At 68.1% G+C, this 17858-nt stretch carries 19 protein-coding genes; 8 read left to right on the top strand and 11 right to left on the bottom strand.

The window, feature by feature from the left end; genetic code table 11:
- Positions 1–130 precede the first annotated feature (130 nt).
- The 7 genes from rlmH to leuS all read right to left on the bottom strand — a co-directional run bounded on the left by rlmH (position 131) and on the right by leuS (position 6840).
- Positions 131–601: a 23S rRNA (pseudouridine(1915)-N(3))-methyltransferase RlmH gene (gene rlmH, locus Q0907_RS06670; RefSeq protein WP_241046881.1), complete on the bottom strand. Its 471-nt coding sequence runs from the start codon at positions 599–601 to the stop codon at positions 131–133.
- A gap of 37 nt (positions 602–638) precedes the next feature.
- Positions 639–1400 (bottom strand): DUF695 domain-containing protein, encoded by a 762-nt coding sequence (locus tag Q0907_RS06665; RefSeq protein WP_299342763.1) that lies wholly within the window; start codon positions 1398–1400, stop codon positions 639–641.
- Positions 1401–1409: 9 nt separating this feature from the next.
- Positions 1410–1826, bottom strand: a complete 417-nt coding sequence (gene rsfS / locus Q0907_RS06660) for a ribosome silencing factor (protein ID WP_056878289.1) — start codon at positions 1824–1826, stop codon at positions 1410–1412.
- 31 nt (positions 1827–1857) lie between these two features.
- On the bottom strand, positions 1858–2535 hold the full coding sequence (gene nadD / locus Q0907_RS06655) for a nicotinate-nucleotide adenylyltransferase (RefSeq protein WP_299342761.1): 678 nt from the start codon (positions 2533–2535) through the stop codon (positions 1858–1860).
- 7 nt (positions 2536–2542) lie between these two features.
- A complete protein-coding gene (gene holA, locus Q0907_RS06650; protein WP_299342760.1) occupies positions 2543–3577 on the bottom strand; it encodes a DNA polymerase III subunit delta in 1035 nt (344 codons plus the stop codon).
- Entirely contained in the window at positions 3577–4122 is a 546-nt protein-coding gene (gene lptE / locus Q0907_RS06645) for an LPS assembly lipoprotein LptE (protein WP_299342758.1), read from the bottom strand. Before lptE ends, holA begins: the two co-directional genes overlap by 1 nt.
- Before the next feature lie 84 nt (positions 4123–4206).
- Positions 4207–6840 carry a leucine--tRNA ligase gene (gene leuS, locus Q0907_RS06640; RefSeq protein ID WP_299342756.1) on the bottom strand — a complete coding sequence of 878 codons (2634 nt, stop codon included), beginning with the start codon at positions 6838–6840 and terminating at the stop codon, positions 4207–4209.
- Between the two features lie 106 nt (positions 6841–6946).
- On the opposite strand from leuS, the gene Q0907_RS06635 reads away from it, so the two are divergent.
- Complete coding sequence (locus tag Q0907_RS06635) at positions 6947–8257, top strand: amidohydrolase family protein (protein ID WP_299342754.1); 1311 nt, start codon at positions 6947–6949, stop codon at positions 8255–8257.
- Positions 8258–8341: 84 nt separating this feature from the next.
- Here the strand turns inward: Q0907_RS06635 and Q0907_RS06630 are convergent, their stop codons facing one another.
- The 4 genes from Q0907_RS06630 to Q0907_RS06615 are packed head-to-tail and all read right to left on the bottom strand — an operon-like array spanning position 8342 to position 10222.
- Complete coding sequence (locus Q0907_RS06630; protein ID WP_299342753.1) at positions 8342–8932, bottom strand: DUF998 domain-containing protein; 591 nt, start codon at positions 8930–8932, stop codon at positions 8342–8344.
- Entirely contained in the window at positions 8929–9144 is a 216-nt protein-coding gene (locus Q0907_RS06625) for a helix-turn-helix transcriptional regulator (RefSeq protein ID WP_296280306.1), read from the bottom strand. The genes Q0907_RS06630 and Q0907_RS06625 overlap by 4 nt, the downstream gene beginning before the upstream one ends.
- Positions 9141–9584 carry a hypothetical protein gene (locus Q0907_RS06620; RefSeq protein WP_299342751.1) on the bottom strand — a complete coding sequence of 148 codons (444 nt, stop codon included), beginning with the start codon at positions 9582–9584 and terminating at the stop codon, positions 9141–9143. The genes Q0907_RS06625 and Q0907_RS06620 overlap by 4 nt, the downstream gene beginning before the upstream one ends.
- On the bottom strand, positions 9581–10222 hold the full coding sequence (locus Q0907_RS06615; protein ID WP_296280302.1) for a hypothetical protein: 642 nt from the start codon (positions 10220–10222) through the stop codon (positions 9581–9583). The genes Q0907_RS06620 and Q0907_RS06615 overlap by 4 nt, the downstream gene beginning before the upstream one ends.
- Positions 10223–10363: 141 nt before the next feature.
- Here Q0907_RS06615 and trxA point away from each other — a divergent pair, with 141 nt between their 5' ends.
- The 7 genes from trxA (at position 10364) to Q0907_RS06580 (ending at position 17852) form a co-directional block, all read left to right on the top strand.
- Positions 10364–11218, top strand: a complete 855-nt coding sequence (gene trxA / locus Q0907_RS06610) for a thioredoxin (protein ID WP_299342749.1) — start codon at positions 10364–10366, stop codon at positions 11216–11218.
- Positions 11219–11264: 46 nt separating this feature from the next.
- Complete coding sequence (locus Q0907_RS06605) at positions 11265–11729, top strand: DUF4442 domain-containing protein (protein WP_296280298.1); 465 nt, start codon at positions 11265–11267, stop codon at positions 11727–11729.
- Between the two features lie 72 nt (positions 11730–11801).
- A complete protein-coding gene (locus tag Q0907_RS06600) occupies positions 11802–12473 on the top strand; it encodes a DUF502 domain-containing protein (RefSeq protein ID WP_299342747.1) in 672 nt (223 codons plus the stop codon).
- 3 nt (positions 12474–12476) lie between these two features.
- Positions 12477–13253: a queuosine precursor transporter gene (locus Q0907_RS06595; RefSeq protein ID WP_299342745.1), complete on the top strand. Its 777-nt coding sequence runs from the start codon at positions 12477–12479 to the stop codon at positions 13251–13253.
- A gap of 73 nt (positions 13254–13326) precedes the next feature.
- Entirely contained in the window at positions 13327–14343 is a 1017-nt protein-coding gene (locus Q0907_RS06590; RefSeq protein ID WP_299343836.1) for a serine hydrolase domain-containing protein, read from the top strand.
- 144 nt (positions 14344–14487) lie between these two features.
- Positions 14488–16146 carry a FecR domain-containing protein gene (locus Q0907_RS06585; protein WP_299342743.1) on the top strand — a complete coding sequence of 553 codons (1659 nt, stop codon included), beginning with the start codon at positions 14488–14490 and terminating at the stop codon, positions 16144–16146.
- Positions 16143–17852, top strand: coding sequence for a CHASE2 domain-containing protein (locus tag Q0907_RS06580; protein ID WP_296282570.1), 1710 nt, complete (start codon positions 16143–16145; stop codon positions 17850–17852). The genes Q0907_RS06585 and Q0907_RS06580 overlap by 4 nt, the downstream gene beginning before the upstream one ends.
- Positions 17853–17858: the final 6 nt, after the last annotated feature.

Genomic DNA, 17858 nt, shown 5'->3' with positions numbered 1-17858 from the left:
GTGAGTCGCGACCACGCACCAGAGAGCACCGGCAACCTCGCGGCGGGTCGCCGACTCTCCACCTAGACCGTCCCTGCCGCGCACCTCACCCGGTCGCGACTCACATCGCGCCTACCGAGAGCCGCAAGCCTCATGCGCGATGGTACGGATGATTCGCCAGCATCGCCGCCGCGCGGTAGACCTGTTCGGCGACCACCAGCCGCACCAGCATGTGCGGCAGCGTCAGCGGACTGAGCGACCATTTCTCGTGCGCCGCCGCGAGCACATCCGGGGCATGGCCCTCGGGGCCGCCGATCAACAGCGCGATGTCGCGGCCCAGCGTGCGCCAGTGTTCGAGCCGTTGCGCGAGCTGTTCGGAGGAGTAAGGCTTGCCGGTGACTTCCAGCGCCACGACATGCGCGCTTTTCGGCAACGCCGCCAACACCCGCTTTCCCTCGTCTTCGATGGCCCGCTGCGGATCACGGCCCTTGCCGCGCAGACCGGGCTCGATCTCGACCAGCTCGAACGGCAGCCAGTGCGACAGACGCTTCTGGTATTCGGCGAAGCCTTGCGCGACCCATGTGGGCGCGCGTTCTCCGGTAGCGATGAGGCGGCATTTCATATGGACATGTTATCGCCGCAGTGCGCCACGTGGCAGGCTAGGAGGGTCGGGAGATCGCTTCGCACTCCCATCCGTCATAGCGACCGCCGCATTCGCTCGCGAGGTCATACAGCGGCAGGCAGATGTCGTCGATGGTGTCATAGGCGGGAACGTCGCGGCGAAACACCTGTGCCCCCCACCCCTGCTCTCCGTCATCGTCGTTATTTTGCGTGCGGCTCTTGAACCCGATGGCGGCGGCCCTGCGCAGGAACTCATCGCGCGCATCGGAGCTGGAAAAGTAGGCCCAGTGATAGATCTCCCGCGGCTGCCGCAGCGCGTCGCCCCGATCTTCTAGGACGGCGCAGACATCGCGGTTCTCCATCGACTCTCGCGTGCGCGCGTCGGGAAAAAGGAACTCGCGATACGTGCTCCATGTCGGATCGGGACGATGCCCGGACTGGTAGCGATACTCGGACGCCGCACGCATGGCCTGCTCAACCTGCTCATCCCAAGCATCGCCCGCCGTCAAGTAGAAATAGAAATCGCGGCAACCCGAGGAAGTATTGCGACCGGCGTAGACGCCCCGCCCCTCAGTCGCCAGCAACGGGACCACCCGGTCCTCCAACGCAATCAGCGCATCGAACTCCTGCTGGCTCGACAGTCCGTCATCCCGGGGATCGCGCATTTCCACACGTAACCACGCCATCACCGGGTAATCATCGGTCCTGACCTCGTCGGCCAGGCTCAGGTCGAGATAGATCGATGCAGGCTGCTCATCCACACGGAGCGCATAGAAATTCCAACGACCTTCCCTGGCCATCGACAACCCCTAGAGCCGCGATTCGTCCGCGGTCTCGACGTCTTCCGGCGGCTGGTCGCCGACGGTCCACAGGCGCTCCAGCGCGTAGAACTCGCGCACGCGGGGCAGCATGACGTGGACGATGACATCGCCGAGGTCCACCAGTACCCACTCGGCCTCGCGTTCGCCTTCCACGCCCAGCGGCATCACGTCGAGCTTCTTGGCGAACTTCACCACCTCGTCCGCGATCGATTTCACGTGGCGGGTGGAAGTGCCCGAGGCGATCACCAGGTAATCGGCGACGCTGGACTTGCCGCGCACGTCGATCTCGACGACATCCTTGGCTTTCAGTTCCTGCACCGCGGCATGCACCGTGGCGAGCAAGTCCGGCAGGGCCGGCGGCGGGCTGGGAAGGCGGGTCTTGATGACGTGGGCTTGGCTGGACAAAGGCTTGGTGGCTCTGGGAATACGGCCGGGATTATAGCGGACCCGTGTCGGCGGCCCGTGAGGCGTACAGCCTTTCGTCGGCAATGGCCTCCGCCACCCGCGCGGGCACGAGCTGGCGCCAGGCTTCGCCCGTTGCGATGCGGCGGCGGATTTCGGTGGCCGATTCGGGCTGCAGGGGCTGGTGCAACCGGAACACGCGCCCCGCGGCCACCCGCGCCAGATCGTCCGGGTGGTCCGTCCAGCGACCCTCGAGAGCGGTGGCGAGCACGGGCGGCAGCGCTGAATCCAGCCCACTGCCCGGCCGGTCGGCGACGACGAAATGCGTGAGGTCGAGCAGCGCCGTCCACGCCCGCCAGGTGGGCAGTCCGAGCAGGCTGTCCGCGCCGATCAACAGCGCGATGGGAACGACGTTGCCCAGCTCGCTCCTCAGCTCCCGCAGCGTGTCGATCGTGTAGGAACGGGAGGTCGGCTCGCGCGCGGCGCGGTCCAGTTCCCGCCGATCCACGCACAGGCCCGGGATGTCCCACGTGGCGAGGTCGAGCAGGTGCGCGCGCTGCGCAGCGGTGGCCCCCGGCGGAGCGCGATGCGGCGGATCCGCCGCCGGCATCAAGCGGACCGGCACGCCGAGGGCATCGTGCGCCGCGCGCGCGATGGCCAGGTGTCCGTTGTGGACGGGATCGAAAGTACCGCCGTAGAAGACGCGCAGCATCGCCGGATCAGGCGACCAGCAGGCGCACGGCCTTCGCGTCCGCGATCGCCAGCAACAGGCGCTCCAGCCCCACCCAAGCGTCGCCATCGCCACGGCCCTTGGCGGTGCGGTCGATCTTCGAGGCCTCGGCGACGAAGCGGTCCCAGCGCGCGGGCGTGGCATGGCGCTGCAGTGCGCGCTTGAAGGGCGCCTGCTTCGCCTCCCAGATACCTTGCGATTTCATTTCGGCAGCGAGGTTGCCGCCGTTGGCCTGCACCCGCGCTAGCGACGCGGTGCGCAGCAGCTCCTTGACGATCATCGGCATCAGGCCCGCGACGACGTCGCCCTCGGCGCGCAATCCCGCCAGGATGCGCGACACCTGTGCCCCCTGCCCCGCCAGCACGGCGTCAGTCAGGCGGAACACGTCGTAGCGCGCGGCATTGGCAACCAGCGATTCCATGCGCTCGGCATCGAGCACCTCGCCGTCGCTGAGCAAGGCAAGCTTGTCGATTTCCTGTGCTGCGGCGAGCAGGTTGCCTTCAACGCGATCCGCCAGCAGCTGCACCGCATCGCGATCCGCGCGCAGGCCCTTGCTGCGCAGGCGGCCTTCGATCCAGCCCGGCAGTTCGTGCGGCTTGATGGCCCAGGCCACCGCCAGCACGCCGACGCGCGTGATGGCATCGCTCCATTTGCCCTGATAGGCCTTGCCCCACTCTCCGGCCGTGATCAGCAGCACCACGTCGGACGGCGGGTTGGCGCAGAACGCGCTGATGACCTCGGCGCCCTCCTTGCCCGGCTTGCCTCCCGGCAGGCGGACTTCGACCAATCGCTGCGCGCTGAAGAGACTGGGCGCATTGAAACTCGCCTCCAGCTGGCCCCAGTCGAAATCGCGTCCGTCGGCATCGAAGACCTCCCGTTCGCCGATGCCCTGCGCACGCGCCTGCGCGCGCACCGCATCCGCGGCTTCCAGTACCCGCAGCGTCTCGGGGCCGGCGATCAGGTATACCGGCAGCAGCGGCTCGGTGGTTCCGCGCGCCGCCAGCTGTTCCGGCTTGAGTTCCATCAGGGGGCCGGCGTCACCGGGCCCGAGCGCACGACGCCGTCGATGCGGCGCAGGATCGAGGCGGCCATCTCGCGGCGCAGTTCGTCGGCGAGCACCTCGCGCTCGGTCGAGGTGCCGGTCGCGTCCTGCGGCGGCGACACGTAGTCGCGCGACAGTTCGACCACCTGCTGCGGCACCAGGTCGGTGCCGTCGGCCTTCTTGAAGGAGAAGACGACGGCATAGCGCAGGCTGAATTCCTGCGCACGGCCGAACTGGTCGACCGCGATCGGAAGATCGCCCCAACGCTCGGACACGACGCGGAGCGTGGCGACCTGTCCGGACGCCGTATCGTCGCGTTCGTCACCGATCGACGAGGCGAGCGTGGCACCGGCCGCCTGGAGGCCGCGCGACAGGCTGGTCACCAGCGCGCTGTAGGAAGTCGATGATGCCTCCACGCGTACCGGCCCCAGGTCCGCCGGCAGCGCGATCTTGTTGCGCAGGTGGAAGCCGCAACCGGCCAGCAGGGTCAGGGCGAGGATGAGGGCGGGCAGGCGGAATCGGGTCATGGTCGAAGTCTGGACGAGCCTGTCATGGGCGGCAAGAGCGTAGCCGGACCGGAGGTGAACACAGGGGCAAGGCGGTCGAGTGCCTTACCCCGCGACGATGTTGACGATCTTGCCGGGCACCACGATGACCTTCCGGATGGCCAGGCCCTCGAGGAACTTCGCGGTGTTGGGCTCGGCCCTGGCGAGCGCTTCCACGTGGTCGCGCGGCGCATCGGCGGCGACGTCGATGGTGCCGCGCAGCTTGCCGTTCACCTGCACCGCGAGCGTTACCGAGTCGCGCACCAGTGCATCAGGGTCCACGACCGGGAACGCCACATCCTCGATCAGCGTTTCCCCGTGGCCCAGCGCCTGCCACAGCGCATGGCTCGCGTGCGGCGTGATGGGATTGAGCAGCAGCACGGCCGCTTCCAGCGCTTCCTGGCGCACGGCGCGCCCCTCAGGGGAGGCATCGTCGAACTTGCCCAGCGCGTTGGACAGTTCCATCACCGCCGCGATGGCGGTGTTGAAGCTGTGGCGCTTGCCGTAATCGTGGCTGACCTTGTCGATGGTCTCGTGGGTCTTGCGGCGCAGGGCCTTCTGGTCCGCGTTCAGCGCGGCCACATCCAACGCCGGCGAAGCGCCATCGGCGGCATGCTTCTGCACCTGCGTCCACAGGCGGCGCAGGAACCGCGCCATGCCTTCCACACCTGCCTCGTTCCATTCCAGCGACTGCTCGGGTGGTGCGGCGAACATGGAGAACAGACGCACGGTATCCGCACCGAACTTGTCGACCATCGACTGCGGATCGACGCCGTTGTTCTTCGACTTCGACATCTTTTCGACGGGGCCGATCTTCACCGGCTGACCGTCGGCCTTCAGCGTCGCGCCGACGACACGCGCCTTGTCGTCGCGCTGGATCTCGACATCGACCGGATTGATCCAGTCCTTCGAACCATCGGCATTGTCGCGATAGAACGTCTCGGCGATCACCATGCCCTGCGTCAGCAGATTCGTGGCCGGCTCGTCGCTGTCCACCAGCCGCGCGTCGCGCAGGAGCTTGTGGTAGAAGCGGAAGTACATCAGGTGCAGGATCGCGTGCTCGATGCCGCCGATGTACTGGTCGACCGGCAGCCAGTAGTTGCCGCGCTTGTCGACCATGTCCTTCGCGCCGGGCGAGGTGTAGCGCGCGTAGTACCAGCTCGATTCCATGAAGGTGTCGAAGGTGTCGGTCTCGCGCTCGGCGGCGGCGCCGCACTGCGGACACTTCGTCTTGCGCCATTCCGGGTCGGCCTTGATCGGCGACTTGACGCCGTCCAGGGTGACGTTCTCGGGCAGCACGACCGGCAGGTCGGCGTCCGGCACCGGCACGGCGCCGCAGCTCTGGCAGTAGATGACGGGAATCGGGCAGCCCCAGTAGCGCTGGCGGCTGACGCCCCAGTCGCGCAGGCGGTAATTCACGCGACGCTGGCCCTGGCCCTTGCGCTCGAAGCGCTCGGCAAAAGCTTCGAACGCGCCGCGGTAGTCCAGCCCGTCGAACTCGCCGGAGTTGACCAGTTCCAGGTCGTCCCGCGTCTTGTCTCCGTACCAGTCGCGCCAGGTGGTGGCGTCGTAGGCCTTCTCCTCCTCGTTCCTCGGTGCCTTCAGCGCGATGACCTGCTGGATCGGCAACGCGTACTTGGTGGCGAACTCGAAGTCGCGCTGGTCGTGGCCGGGCACGGCCATGACCGCGCCGGTGCCGTAGCCCATCAGCACGAAGTTGGCGACCCACACCGGTACCCGGTCGCCGGTGATCGGATGGATGGCGCGCAGGCCGGTATCCATGCCGCGCTTTTCCTGCGTCTCCAGTTCCGCCTCCGAGACGCCGCCATGCTTCAGCTCTTCCAGGAACGCGGCCAGTGCCGGATTCGACGCCGCTGCCTTCAGTGCCAGCGGATGTTCACCGGCGATCGACACGAAGGTCACGCCCATCAGCGTGTCGGGTCGAGTGGTGAACACCGTCAGCGGCTCGTGGCCCTCGACGTTGAACTGGATTTCCAGGCCTTCGGAACGGCCGATCCAGTTGCGCTGCATGGTCTTGACCGCATCCGGCCAGCCCGGCAGGTCGTCCAGCCCGTCCAGCAGTTCCTGCGCGTAGTCGGTGATGCGCAGGAACCATTGCGGAATCTCGCGCTTCTCCACCAGCGCGCCGCTGCGCCAGCCGCGCCCATCGATGACCTGCTCGTTGGCCAGCACGGTCTGGTCGACCGGATCCCAGTTCACCACCGAGTTCTTGCGGTAGGCCAAACCCTTGCGCAGCAGGCGCGTGAACATGCGCTGCTCGTGCACGTAATAGTCCGGGCGGCAGGTGGCGAACTCGCGCGACCAGTCGATCGCGTAGCCCAGCGACTTCAGCTGGCTGCGCATGTGGTCGATGTTGGCGTAAGTCCACTTGGCCGGCGCGGTCTTGTTCTTGATCGCGGCGTTCTCGGCCGGCAGCCCGAAGGCGTCCCAGCCCATCGGCTGCAGCACGTTGTGGCCGGTCATTCGCTTGTAGCGGCTGATCACGTCGCCGATCGTGTAGTTGCGCACATGGCCCATGTGCAGCGCACCCGACGGATACGGCAGCATCGAGAGGCAGTAGTACTTCGGCTTGTCCGACCGCTCGTCGACCTCGAAGGCGCGCCGGGCCTCCCAGAAGGACTGGGCCTGGGACTCGACGGATTTCGGATCGTAGGAAACGGGTTCGGCGGCAGTGGGCATGGCGGCGTGCAGAGACGGCTACGGCAAAGCCGCCAAGGGTACCGCAGCGCACCATGACCCGCCATGCCACCGGTTAGCATGACGGGGTCGAAACAGGGGATCCCACATGAACAAGACCGTCCTTGCCCTCGCCATGGCCGCTTGCGGCCTGACCGCCTGCATGACCGCGAGGGCTGCCGAACCGGCTGCGCCGGCGACGCTGGCCCTGCATTGCGAACGGGTGTTCGATGCCCGCAGCGGGAAGGTCCTGGGTGAGCACACCATCCTGGTCCGCGACGGCCGGATCGCCGAAGTCATCCCCGGCCGCGCCAAGCTGGCCGACGCAGAATCGATCGTCCTGGCCGACCATACCTGCACGCCGGGCTGGACCGACCTGCACGTGCACCTGGACGGCGAATCCAGCCCGCAGAGCTATTCGGAAGGTTTCCGCCTGGACCCGGTGGATTTCGCCTACCGCTCGGTGAGATACGCCGAGAAGACCTTGATGGCCGGCTTCACCAGCGTGCGCGACCTCGGGGGTGACGTGACCCTGCACCTGCGCGATGCCGTGAACCAGGGTGCCGTGAAGGGGCCGCGCATCTTCGCCGCCGGCACCTCCATCGCCACCACCGGCGGCCACGCCGATCCCACCAACGGCTTCAACACCCATCTGGCGCACCTGATGGGCCCGCCGGGACCGACCGAAGGCGTCATCAACTCCATCGACGACGCCCGCCAAGCCGTGCGCCAGCGCTACAAGGACGGCAGCGACGTCATCAAGATCACCGCCACCGGCGGCGTACTGAGCTACGCCAAGTCCGGCGACGCACCGCAGTTCACCGTCGAGGAAGTCAAGGCGATCGTCGACACCGCGCGCGACTACGGCTTCCGCGTCGCGGCGCACGCGCACGGCAAGGAAGGCATGAAGCGCGCCATCCTGGGTGGCGTCACCAGCATCGAGCACGGTACCTACATGGACGACGAGGTGATGCGGCTGATGAAGCAGCACGGCACCTGGTACGTACCGACGATCTCGGCCGGCCGCTTCGTCGCCGAGAAAGCGAAGATCGATGGCTATTTCCCGGCCGTGGTAAGGCCGAAGGCCGAACGCATCGGCGCACTGATCCAGCAGACGGCGGGCATGGCCTACCGCAACGGCGTGAAGATCGCCTTCGGCACGGACATGGGCGTGGGGCCGCACGGCGACAACGCGCGCGAGTTCGTCTACATGGTCGAAGCCGGCATGCCGGCCGCTTACGCCCTGCAGGCAGCGACGATCCGTGCGTCGGAGGTGCTCGGCGTGGACGACCAAGGCGTGATCGAAGCCGGCAAGCGTGCGGATATCGTGGCGGTGCCCGGCAATCCGGTGGAGGACATCAACGCCGTGTTGAAGGTGGATTTCGTGATGAAGGACGGCAAGGTGTATCGCCAGCCGTAACCGTGCCCGGGGGGTCGCGCTAGCCCAGTTGCTCCTTGGGCCAGCTCGCGCCCTCATCCACCCGAGCGCAGCGGAGCCAGCTCCCTACGCGCCGCGGTGTCGCGACGCCACGCACAACCACCCCAGCCAGCCCAGGTAGCCCATGCGCTGGGCCAGGCCTGCGGGCATGAGCTCTACCGCCAGCAGCGCGACGAACAGCACCAGCAGCGCCGCCACGACGCTGGCCCGTGCCAGCCCGCGCCAGGACTGTCGTCCACGCAAACCGAGCGCGATCAGCAGCGCACCCGGCACGAAGGCCACCCACCAGAGCATCCACGCCGTGGCGTGCAGGCTGCTGGCCGGATTGTCCAAATCCGATGGATCGAGCGGCAGCAGGCCCATCGCCGCGAACCCCAGCGCCGACAGCAGAATGAGTTGCGTGCCCACGCGCAGCGGCCAGCCGGCGTCGTGCGGTACATGGCGACGCAGGCCAAGCGCCGCCGACGCCGCCAGCACACCCGTAAGGACGAATCCGAACATGTTGAACGCCATCGCGTGCGGGACGCCTTTCGCGCCCAGCACCGCCACCGGATGCCAGACGTGCGAATAGCCGGACAACGTCGCGCCGAAGCCGATCATCGCCAACACGAACACGCCCAGGGCCGCCCACCCGCTCCACGTCCACGCACTGTTCATTCGCCGCCCCATCTGAATACCTCGTCGATCCCCACGCCGAACGCCCGCGCAATGCGGAACGCCAGTTCCAGCGACGGTGCGTAGCGCCCCGCCTCCAACGCGATGATGGTCTGGCGTGTCACGCCACAGGCATCGGCCAGTGCCTGTTGCGTCATCTCGCCGCGCTCGAAGCGCAGCCGGCGGATGTCGTTGGCGATCGGCGTGCCGGTCATGCACGATCGCGCCGATAGAGCGCCGCCACGGTCGCATGGCCCGCGACATTGGCCACCGTCACACCCACCAGCAACAGGCCCGGCACCCGCAACGCAGGCGCCAGCAACGCCTCGCGCACAGGCGGCCAAGCCAGCGCAATGGCGAGGCCCACCATCCACATACTGGCGGCGATGCGGAACGTGCGGTCACCGCGTGCCAGCAGCACGTCGTCGCGCTCGTCCTCGATCGCGCGACGCCGGTCTGCTTCTTCCTGCCGAGCGCGACGCCGGAAGAAATACGACATCGCCAAACAGGCGGTGGTCGACAGGAAGGGGAACACCCCGCCCTGCACGACCACCGCGATGGCGGCGAACAACGCCAACCCGGACATGCCCAAGGCCGAGTTGCGGGCGAACCGCTCGCCGAACCCCGCTTGCACCGTCTCCCGCCCGGCCCTCATGCCCGGACCTCCCGACGATCACGCCAGTACAGCAAGGCCGTCGCCACGTACTCGCACAGCCAGCCCCACATCAGCGCGAACACCAGCAGGTTCGCGATCATGAAGTGCGTGGCCCATGCCAACCGGTCGGAAGGCGAGAACGCCAGCATCGCCGCCAGTCCGATCAGGCAGAACGTCAAGGCGCCACGTCCCCAACCTGCCGCCTGCTTTTCGATCTCGCGGTCGCGCTCATCCTCCTGCACGCGCCCCTTCCAGCGCGCGCCCAGCACGCCCAGGAGCACGCTCCAGGCGACCAGCAGCAACGCCAGGTTGCGTCCCACAGCGCGGGCGCCGTCATTCTCAGCCGCCGGACCATCGGCGAAGACATGCGCCTTGGCCAGAAAGTATCCGGTCGCCGCCAGCATGAAGGCGACGCCGACCCAGGCCTTCCACTCACCCGGCGACAGGATGCGCTCGGCCTCGTCCACGGGTGCGCGCGACACCGCAAACATCGAGATCCAGGCGACCGTCACCAGCAGGGCCGTTCCCCACTTGCCCAGGTCGACGCCCAGCAGCACGTCGGGCCCCGCCAGCAATCCCCAGAACGCCAGCATGGCGCCGAAAAGCAGGATCCACCACTTCGCTCGCTGCACTCGCATTGAGTAACCTTCGCTATACAAAATGTAAGGCAAACTTTACATGTCAATCGGCGAATGTCAAACACTTTTTACATCGCCTTGTATCCTGCGGCCCGCGACACCATCTGAACGCCACGCCCCCACACGCCCAAGAGCGCCCCGATGAGCGAACTGCCCCACGTTTTCGATGCCACCACCGAAACCTTCGAAGCCGAAGTCCTGCGCAAGTCGCTGGAGGTTCCGGTCCTCGTCGACTTCTGGGCCACGTGGTGCGGGCCGTGCAAGACGCTGGGGCCGATCCTCGAGAAGCTGGCCGGGGAATACAACGGCGCCTTCCTGCTGGCCAAGGTCGACGTGGACAAGGAGCAGCAGATCGCGGCCGCCTTCCAGATCCGCTCGGTGCCGACCGTGTTCCTGGTCAAGGACGGGCAACTGGTCGACGGCTTCCCGGGTGCCCTGCCGGAAGGCCAGTTGCGCGAGTTCCTCGCTTCGCACGGCATCCAGCCGGCAGAAGCGGCCGACGCCCTCGTCGAAGAAGTCCCGCTGGATCCCCAGCACCAGGTCGCCGCCCTGCGCGAGGCCGTCGCCGCCGAGCCCGACAAGGACGAACTGAAGCTCGACCTGGTCCTTGCCCTGCTGAAGACCGGCGACGCGAGCGAGGCCGAGCGGCTGCTCGACGCGCTGCCCGCGAACCTCGCCACCGACGACCGTGCGGTCAAGGCCCGCGCCCGGCTCGGATTCGCGGCCGCCCTGAAGGACGCACCTGCACGGGCGGTCCTGCGCGCCGCGGTCGCCGCGAATGGCGACGACCTGCGCGCGCGCCACCTGCTGGGTGTGCACGCGCTGGTCGCGGGCGAATCCGAAGAGGCGCTGGACCAGTTCCTGGAAATGCTGAAGCGCGACCGATCCTTCGAGGATGGCCTGCCGCGCAAGAGCCTGATCGATGCGTTCCGGGTGATCGAGGACGACGCGCTGGTGGGCCAGTACCGCCGGAAGATGTCCTCCCTGCTGTTCTGATCCGCGAATACCTTCCCGTCCCCTCCTGATCCCTCCGTCGTCCTGCATGAAACCCGGTACCCTGCGCCACATCTTCAACGTGTGGCCGCCCTTCCTGCTCAGCGGCATCCACGTCACCGAGCTGGCCGACGACTGGACCTTCGCGCGTGTCGAACTGCGCATGCGCCCCTGGAACCGCAACTACGTGGGCACCCATTTCGGCGGCAGCCTGTTCGCGATGACCGATCCGTTCTGGATGATCCTGGCCAAGGAGCGGCTGGGTCCCGACTACTACGTCTGGGACAAGGCCGCCGAGATCGAGTTCGTGAAGCCAGGCAAGGGCACGCTGCACGCCGAGTTCAGGCTGGACGGCCATGTATTGGACGAGATCCGCGCCGGGGCAGCCGATGGCCAGAAGTACCTCCGCTGGATGCCGGCCGACGTGTTCAATGCGCAGAACGAAGTCGTCGCGCGCGTGCGCAAGCAGATCTACGTGCGGTTGAAGCCCGAGGCGCGCACGACGGCACGCTGAGGCGCGGACGGCATCACGGCGTTTCACCGATGGCGCTACAGCCACCGCCCTGCAGCGGCCTACAATAGGCCCATGCCCCCCGACCATCCCCCGCACCGCGTCTCGGTGCAGAAGCTCTTCATCACCGGTCTGCTGACCCTGTTGCCCATCTGGCTGACGTGGGTCGTCATCAAGTTCGTGTTCGTGCTGCTGTCCGACATCAGCAAGCCGTGGGTGGAGCCGTTGTCGCACCAGATCGCGGCCACGTTCCCGCAGTCGCTGGGGTGGTTCAACGGCCTGTGGGTGCAGAACACCATCGCCATGGTCGCGACGCTGTTCGTGATCCTGGCCGTGGGTGCGCTGACGCGGCGCGTGGTCGGGCAGCGATTGCTGAGCTGGTTCGAGGCGCTGATCGCGCGCGTACCGCTGGCGAACGTCATCTACACCAGCGCACGCAAGCTGCTGGACATGCTCGAGACCAAGCCGGGCAGCACGCAGCGCGTGGTGCTGATCGACTTCCCGCACCGGGAGATGAAATCGGTCGGCCTGGTGACGCGGGTGATCCGTGAGGAAGGCAGCGGCCGCGAACTCGCCGCCGTCTACGTGCCGACCACGCCCAACCCGACGTCGGGTTACCTGGAGATCGTGCCGGTCGAGCTGCTGACGCCGACCGACTGGACCGTGGACCAGGCGATGAGCTTCATCATTTCCGGCGGTGCCGTGGCACCGGAAACCATGCCGTTCACCCGCGCCGGGGAGCGCTGACCGATGGACGCGCCGCGCACGCTGGACGACCGTGCGGTCCGCCTCTTCATCGTGCTGGCGGCGGTATTCTGCGCCAACGCGGTGCTGGCCGAGTTCATCGGCGTCAAGATCTTCGCGCTGGAAGACACACTGGGCATCGCGCCGCTGGAATGGAACCTGTTCGGCCAGACGGGCTCGCTCAGCTTCACCGCCGGTACGCTGTTGTGGCCGTTCGTGTTCGTCCTCACGGACACCATCAACGAGTTCTTCGGGAAGCGCGGCGTGCGCTTCATCTCGTGGCTGGCGGTGGCGTTGATCGTCTACGGCTTCCTCTTCGCCTTCGCCGCGATCGCGCTGGCGCCGGCAGGCTGGTGGGTGGACGCGGCACAGGCGCAGGGCGTGCCTGATTACCAGAAGGCCTTCGCCGCCATCTTCGGGCAGGGCATGTGGACGATCGCCGGCTCGGTCGTGGCGTTCCTGGTGGGACAACTGATCGACGTGTCGGTGTTCCACCGCATCCGCGCGGCTACCGGCGAACGCTGGGTGTGGCTGCGCGCCACCGGCTCCACCGCGATCTCGCAGCTGGTGGACAGCTTCGTGGTGATCTACATCGCCTTCGTGCTGGGGCCGCAGAAGTGGCCGACCTCGCTGTTCCTGGCGGTCAGCACGGTGAACTACGTGTACAAGATGCTGGCGGCCATCGCGCTGATCCCGCTGCTTTACCTGATGCGGCATGGCATTCGCCGCTACCTGGGCCATGAACGCGAGCGTCAACTCCGCGCCGAAGCCGCCCTCGACTGAGCGGGTGCTAGGCTTCGCCCTGGGTGGCCGGGAGAAGGCGATGAAAGCAGCCTGTCTGTGGGGGATCCTGGTGATGGCGAACGTCGAGGCGAGCGCGTCCACGCGCGAAGACGATATCGACGCATGGATGCGCGACTATGCGGGCCAGGTCCCGGGCGCTTCGCTACTGGTGCTCAAGGAGGGTGTGCCCGTCTTCCAGCGCAGCTATGGCATGGCCGATCTGGAAGCAGGCATCGCCGCTTCGCCCCGGACGAACTTCCGCCTCGCCTCGATCAGCAAGCAGTTCACCGCCGCCTGCGTGCTCCTGCTCGCCGAGGACGGGATGCTGACGGTCGATGATCCGCTGCGGCGCTGGCTGCCTTCGCTGCCCGCGGCGGCCGACGGCATCACGCTTCGCCATCTGCTCACCCACACGTCGGGCCTGGTCGACTACGAGGATCTCGTTCCCGCCACGCAGACGCGACAGGTACGTGATGCGGATGTGCTGCGCCTGCTGGAACGCGAGGATCGTCTCTACTTTCCCGCCGGCAGCACCTACCGTTACAGCAACAGCGGCTATGCGCTGCTGTCGCTGGTCGTGGAGCGTGCCTCCGGACAGCGGTTCGCCGAGTTCGTGCACGCGCGCATCTTCACGCCACTGGGCATGACCGCGACGCAGGCACGCGAAGACGAAGGCCCGCCGGTAGCCGATCGCGCATTCGGTTACAGCCTCCGCGACGGCCGCTGGCGGCGCACCGACCAGAGCATGACCAGCGCGGTGCTCGGCGACGGGGGAATCTACTCATCGATCGGGGATCTTGCGCGCTGGGACGCCGCGCTCTACGACGATCGACTCTTGTCGGCCGCGTCGCGCGCACTGGCGTTCGCGCCTTCGATCACCACGCGGGAACCCGACGTGGCGCACTACGGCTTCGGATGGCGCCTGCAGGGCGGCATGCAGTGGCACTCGGGCGAAAGCATCGGCTTCCGCAACGTCCTGCTGCGCTTTCCGGCGCAACGGCTGACGGTCATCGTATTGACCAACCGCGATGCGCCGGAGCCCTACGCGCTGGCGCGCCGCATCGCCGCCCGGTGGGGCGGCACACCCTGAGGGTGCCGGGACGGGGCGCGCCCCGCCCCGCCAAGCCAAGTCACATTAACGACGAACAAGGGCAACACCGGCCAGATGCCGGATCAAAGCTTCTATAATTGTGATCGATTCAACATTTCCTGACGATCAATGCGGGAGCGTGCAATGCGAGGGCGGGCGAGCCGGGGAAAAGGATGGCTGGGCTGGTGTGGCCTGGCGATGCTGGTGCTGGCGTCGTGGTCCGTCCACGCGCAGGAATGGGTCTATCGCGTCCGTCCTGGCGACACGCTGTGGGATGTGACCGGCGCGTACCTCAAGCCTTCGATCCCCTGGCAGCGGCTGCAGGCGCACAACCGCATCGCGAACCCCTACCAGTTGCCGCCGGGCAGCACACTGCGGATTCCGCTCGAATGGCTGCATGACCAGCCCGCGACCGCCAAGGTCGTCGCGCTGCAGGGCGCCGCGGTGGCACGCACCGCAGCCGGCCGCGATGCGCCGGTGACGGCCGGGATGTCGCTGGGCAGCGGCGCGCGCGTGACGACCTCGCCGGAGGCCTCGCTCAGCCTGCAGTTCGCCGACGGCTCGCGGCTGCTGTTGCTCGGCGGCAGCGAGTTGCTGCTCGACCGGCTGACCCGCTTCGGCCGTTCCGGCATGGCCGACACCCGGCTGCGACTGCAGCGCGGGCGCATCGGCAACGACGTCCGCCACCTGCGTGGACCGGCGGCCAACTTCATCGTGGACACGCCCAGCGCATCGTCCGCGGTGCGCGGCACGCAGTTCCGCGTGGAGGCCCGCGACGGCAAGACGCACACCGAGGTGCTGGAAGGACGTGTCGCGGTAAGCGCTCCCCGCCAGCGCGGCGCCGTGCTTCGCCGGGGTTTCGGCGCGGTGGTGGCGCAGGGCCAGGCCGCAGTCACCCCGGTCGCGCTGTTGCCGGCGCCCGACCTGTCGCGCCTGGCGCCACTGTCGCAGCGTGCCCGCGCGGATCTTGCGTGGCCTGCCGTCCCCGGCGCGCAGCGATACCGCATCCAGGTCAGTGCGCAGCGTTCGTTCGACAGCCTGAGGGTGGATGCCGAAAGCGATGCTCCGCGCTACACGCTGCCTGCGCTCGGAGCAGGCCATTACTTCGTACGTGTCCGTGCGATCTCGTCCGCCGGGCTGGAAGGCCACGATGCGGTCGCAAGCCTGCAGATCGATGACCAGCCCGCGGCACCGTATTCCATCGCGCCTGCCGCAGGGGGCGTCATTCGCACGCCCGGGGTAGACCTGGCCTGGACGCAGGCGCCTGGCGCCGCCGCGTACGACTACGAGGTGGCGGGCCCCGCGGGGTTCGACCAGCCCGTCGCGCAGGCGCGCATCGAGGGCACCACGCAGGCCCCGCTGCCCGATCCCCTGCCCCCCGGCGACTACGCCTGGCGCATCCGCAGCGTGGACGGCAACGGGAAGGCCGGGCCCTTCGGCGACAGCGTGGCCTTCACCGTGCGTCCGCTGGCGGAGATCACCGACATCGACCGCGCTGCGGCCGAGCCTGGCAGCACCCGTGACGTGACCTTCCGCTGGCCAGCCGGCCAACCCGGGCAGCGCTATCGCTTCCAGATGTCGCGGACCCCGGATTTCAGCGCCCCGCAGGTCGACGAACTCGTCGCCGAGGCCGAGATCACCCTGCCCCGGCTGCGCTCGGGTACCTGGTACCTGCGCGCCCAGACCATCGACGTGGATGGCTTCGAAGGCCCGTTCCCCCCTGCCCAGGTGGTCGAGGTGCCCTGCCGCTGGTGCCGGATTGGCGCGGGAGCCGGCGCATTGCTCATACTGCTGGCCCTGTGAGCACCGCCCCGGCCACGCCCAAATGGAAACCCCGCCTGTTGACGGCGGTGGGCGCGGCCGCGCTGGCGATTCTCGTCACCCTGTCCGGGATCACCGCCCCGCTCGATGCGTGGGTGTATGACCGGTTGATCCTGGGCGCAGCGCCGGACGCCGACCCCCGCATCGTGGTGGTCGACGTCGACCAGAAAAGCCTGGCCGAACTCGGCCGGTGGCCGTGGTCGCGGCGCACGCATGCGCAACTCGTCGACCGTCTGCGGCTCACCGATGTGAAGGGCATCGCATTCAACGTGCTGCTGTCGGAGCCCGCACTGTTCGATCCCGAAGGCGACGCCCTGCTGGCGCGCGCGATCAGCCGCAGCGGCCGGGTGGTGCTGCCGGTGCTGGCCGAGCCGGTCCAGCTCAACAGCTCCACGGTCGAACTGATGCCGATCCCCGAGTTCGCGGCCTCGGCGGCATCGCTGGGCCATGCCGAGATGGCGCTGGATGCCGACGGCGTGGCGCGCACGGCTTATCTGCGCGCCGGCCTTGGCTCCCCGCACTGGCCCGCGCTGGCGTTGGCATTGCTGCAGCTCGACCAGCCCGCGGGCGCGGGCACGGAGTTGCCCGGGCGCCGGCTGGTCATGACGGGCCTGGAACCGGCCTCCGCGTCGGAGTGGGTGCGCGACTACGAGGTCAGGGTGCCGTTTACTTCGCCGCCGAACGCGTTCCGCCACGTGTCGTATACGGACATCCTCAACCAGCGCATCCCGGCGTCGCTGCTGCGCGGCAACTGGATCCTCGTCGGCGTCAGCGCGACCGGCATGGGGCCGCTGGCGCGCGCGCCCGGCCAGCCCCCGAACGCCAGCATGAGCGGGACCGACTACCAGGCCAACCTGCTGAACATGCTGCTGAAGCGCGCCGCCATCACGCCGATGTCGGAAGGCTGGCAGGCGATGCTGGCAGCGACGCTGGCCGCGCTTCCGTTGCTGCTCTCGCTGCTGCCCGGGCTTCGCCATATCTGGCGCCCCACCATCCTGACGATGGCCGGCGTCGTGGTGCTGTCGATCCTGCTGCTGCGCTATGCCCACGCCTGGTTCTCCCCGGTGCCCGCCCTGCTGGTGCTGGCGCTGGGCGCGTCGCTGTGGATCTACCGCCTGCTGCGGCGTACCCACCAGCAGGCGCAGTCGGATTCCCTTACCGGGCTGGCCAACCGCAGCCGGTTCGACCATGCCCTGGACCACGAACTGCGCATCGCGCGCCGCAGCGGCCAACCGCTTTCGCTGCTGGTGATGGACATCGACCACTTCAAACAGCTCAACGACACGCAGGGACATGCGGCCGGCGACGCCGCCCTGAAGTCGCTAGGGCGCATCCTCCGCAGCCGCGCGCGCCGTCCGCGCGACCTGGTCGCACGCCTGGGAGGCGACGAGTTCGCGGTGCTGCTGCCGGAAACCTCGGCGCAGGCAGCAGCCACCATCGCCACCACCATCCACGTGGACCTGGCCAACCACGCACGCAAGCCGCACGGCGCGAACGCGGGCGCGCCGCCGCCGTTCACCGCGAGCGTCGGCATCCACACCTATACGTCCGGCGACGATGTCGGACCGGAAGACGTGTTCGACCGCGCAGACGCCGCGCTCTACCGCGCCAAGCAGGCCGGCCGCAACCGCAGCTTCAGCCATACGGGCGAACACGACGCCATCGGCGCGCCCGTCACGCGCGCCTGACGTGCG

It is taken from the genome of uncultured Pseudoxanthomonas sp. (assembly GCF_947498795.1).
Lineage (GTDB): Bacteria > Pseudomonadota > Gammaproteobacteria > Xanthomonadales > Xanthomonadaceae > Pseudoxanthomonas_A.
Note: the sequence above shows the minus strand (reverse complement) of the source record. Positions and strands in the feature narration are given on the sequence as shown.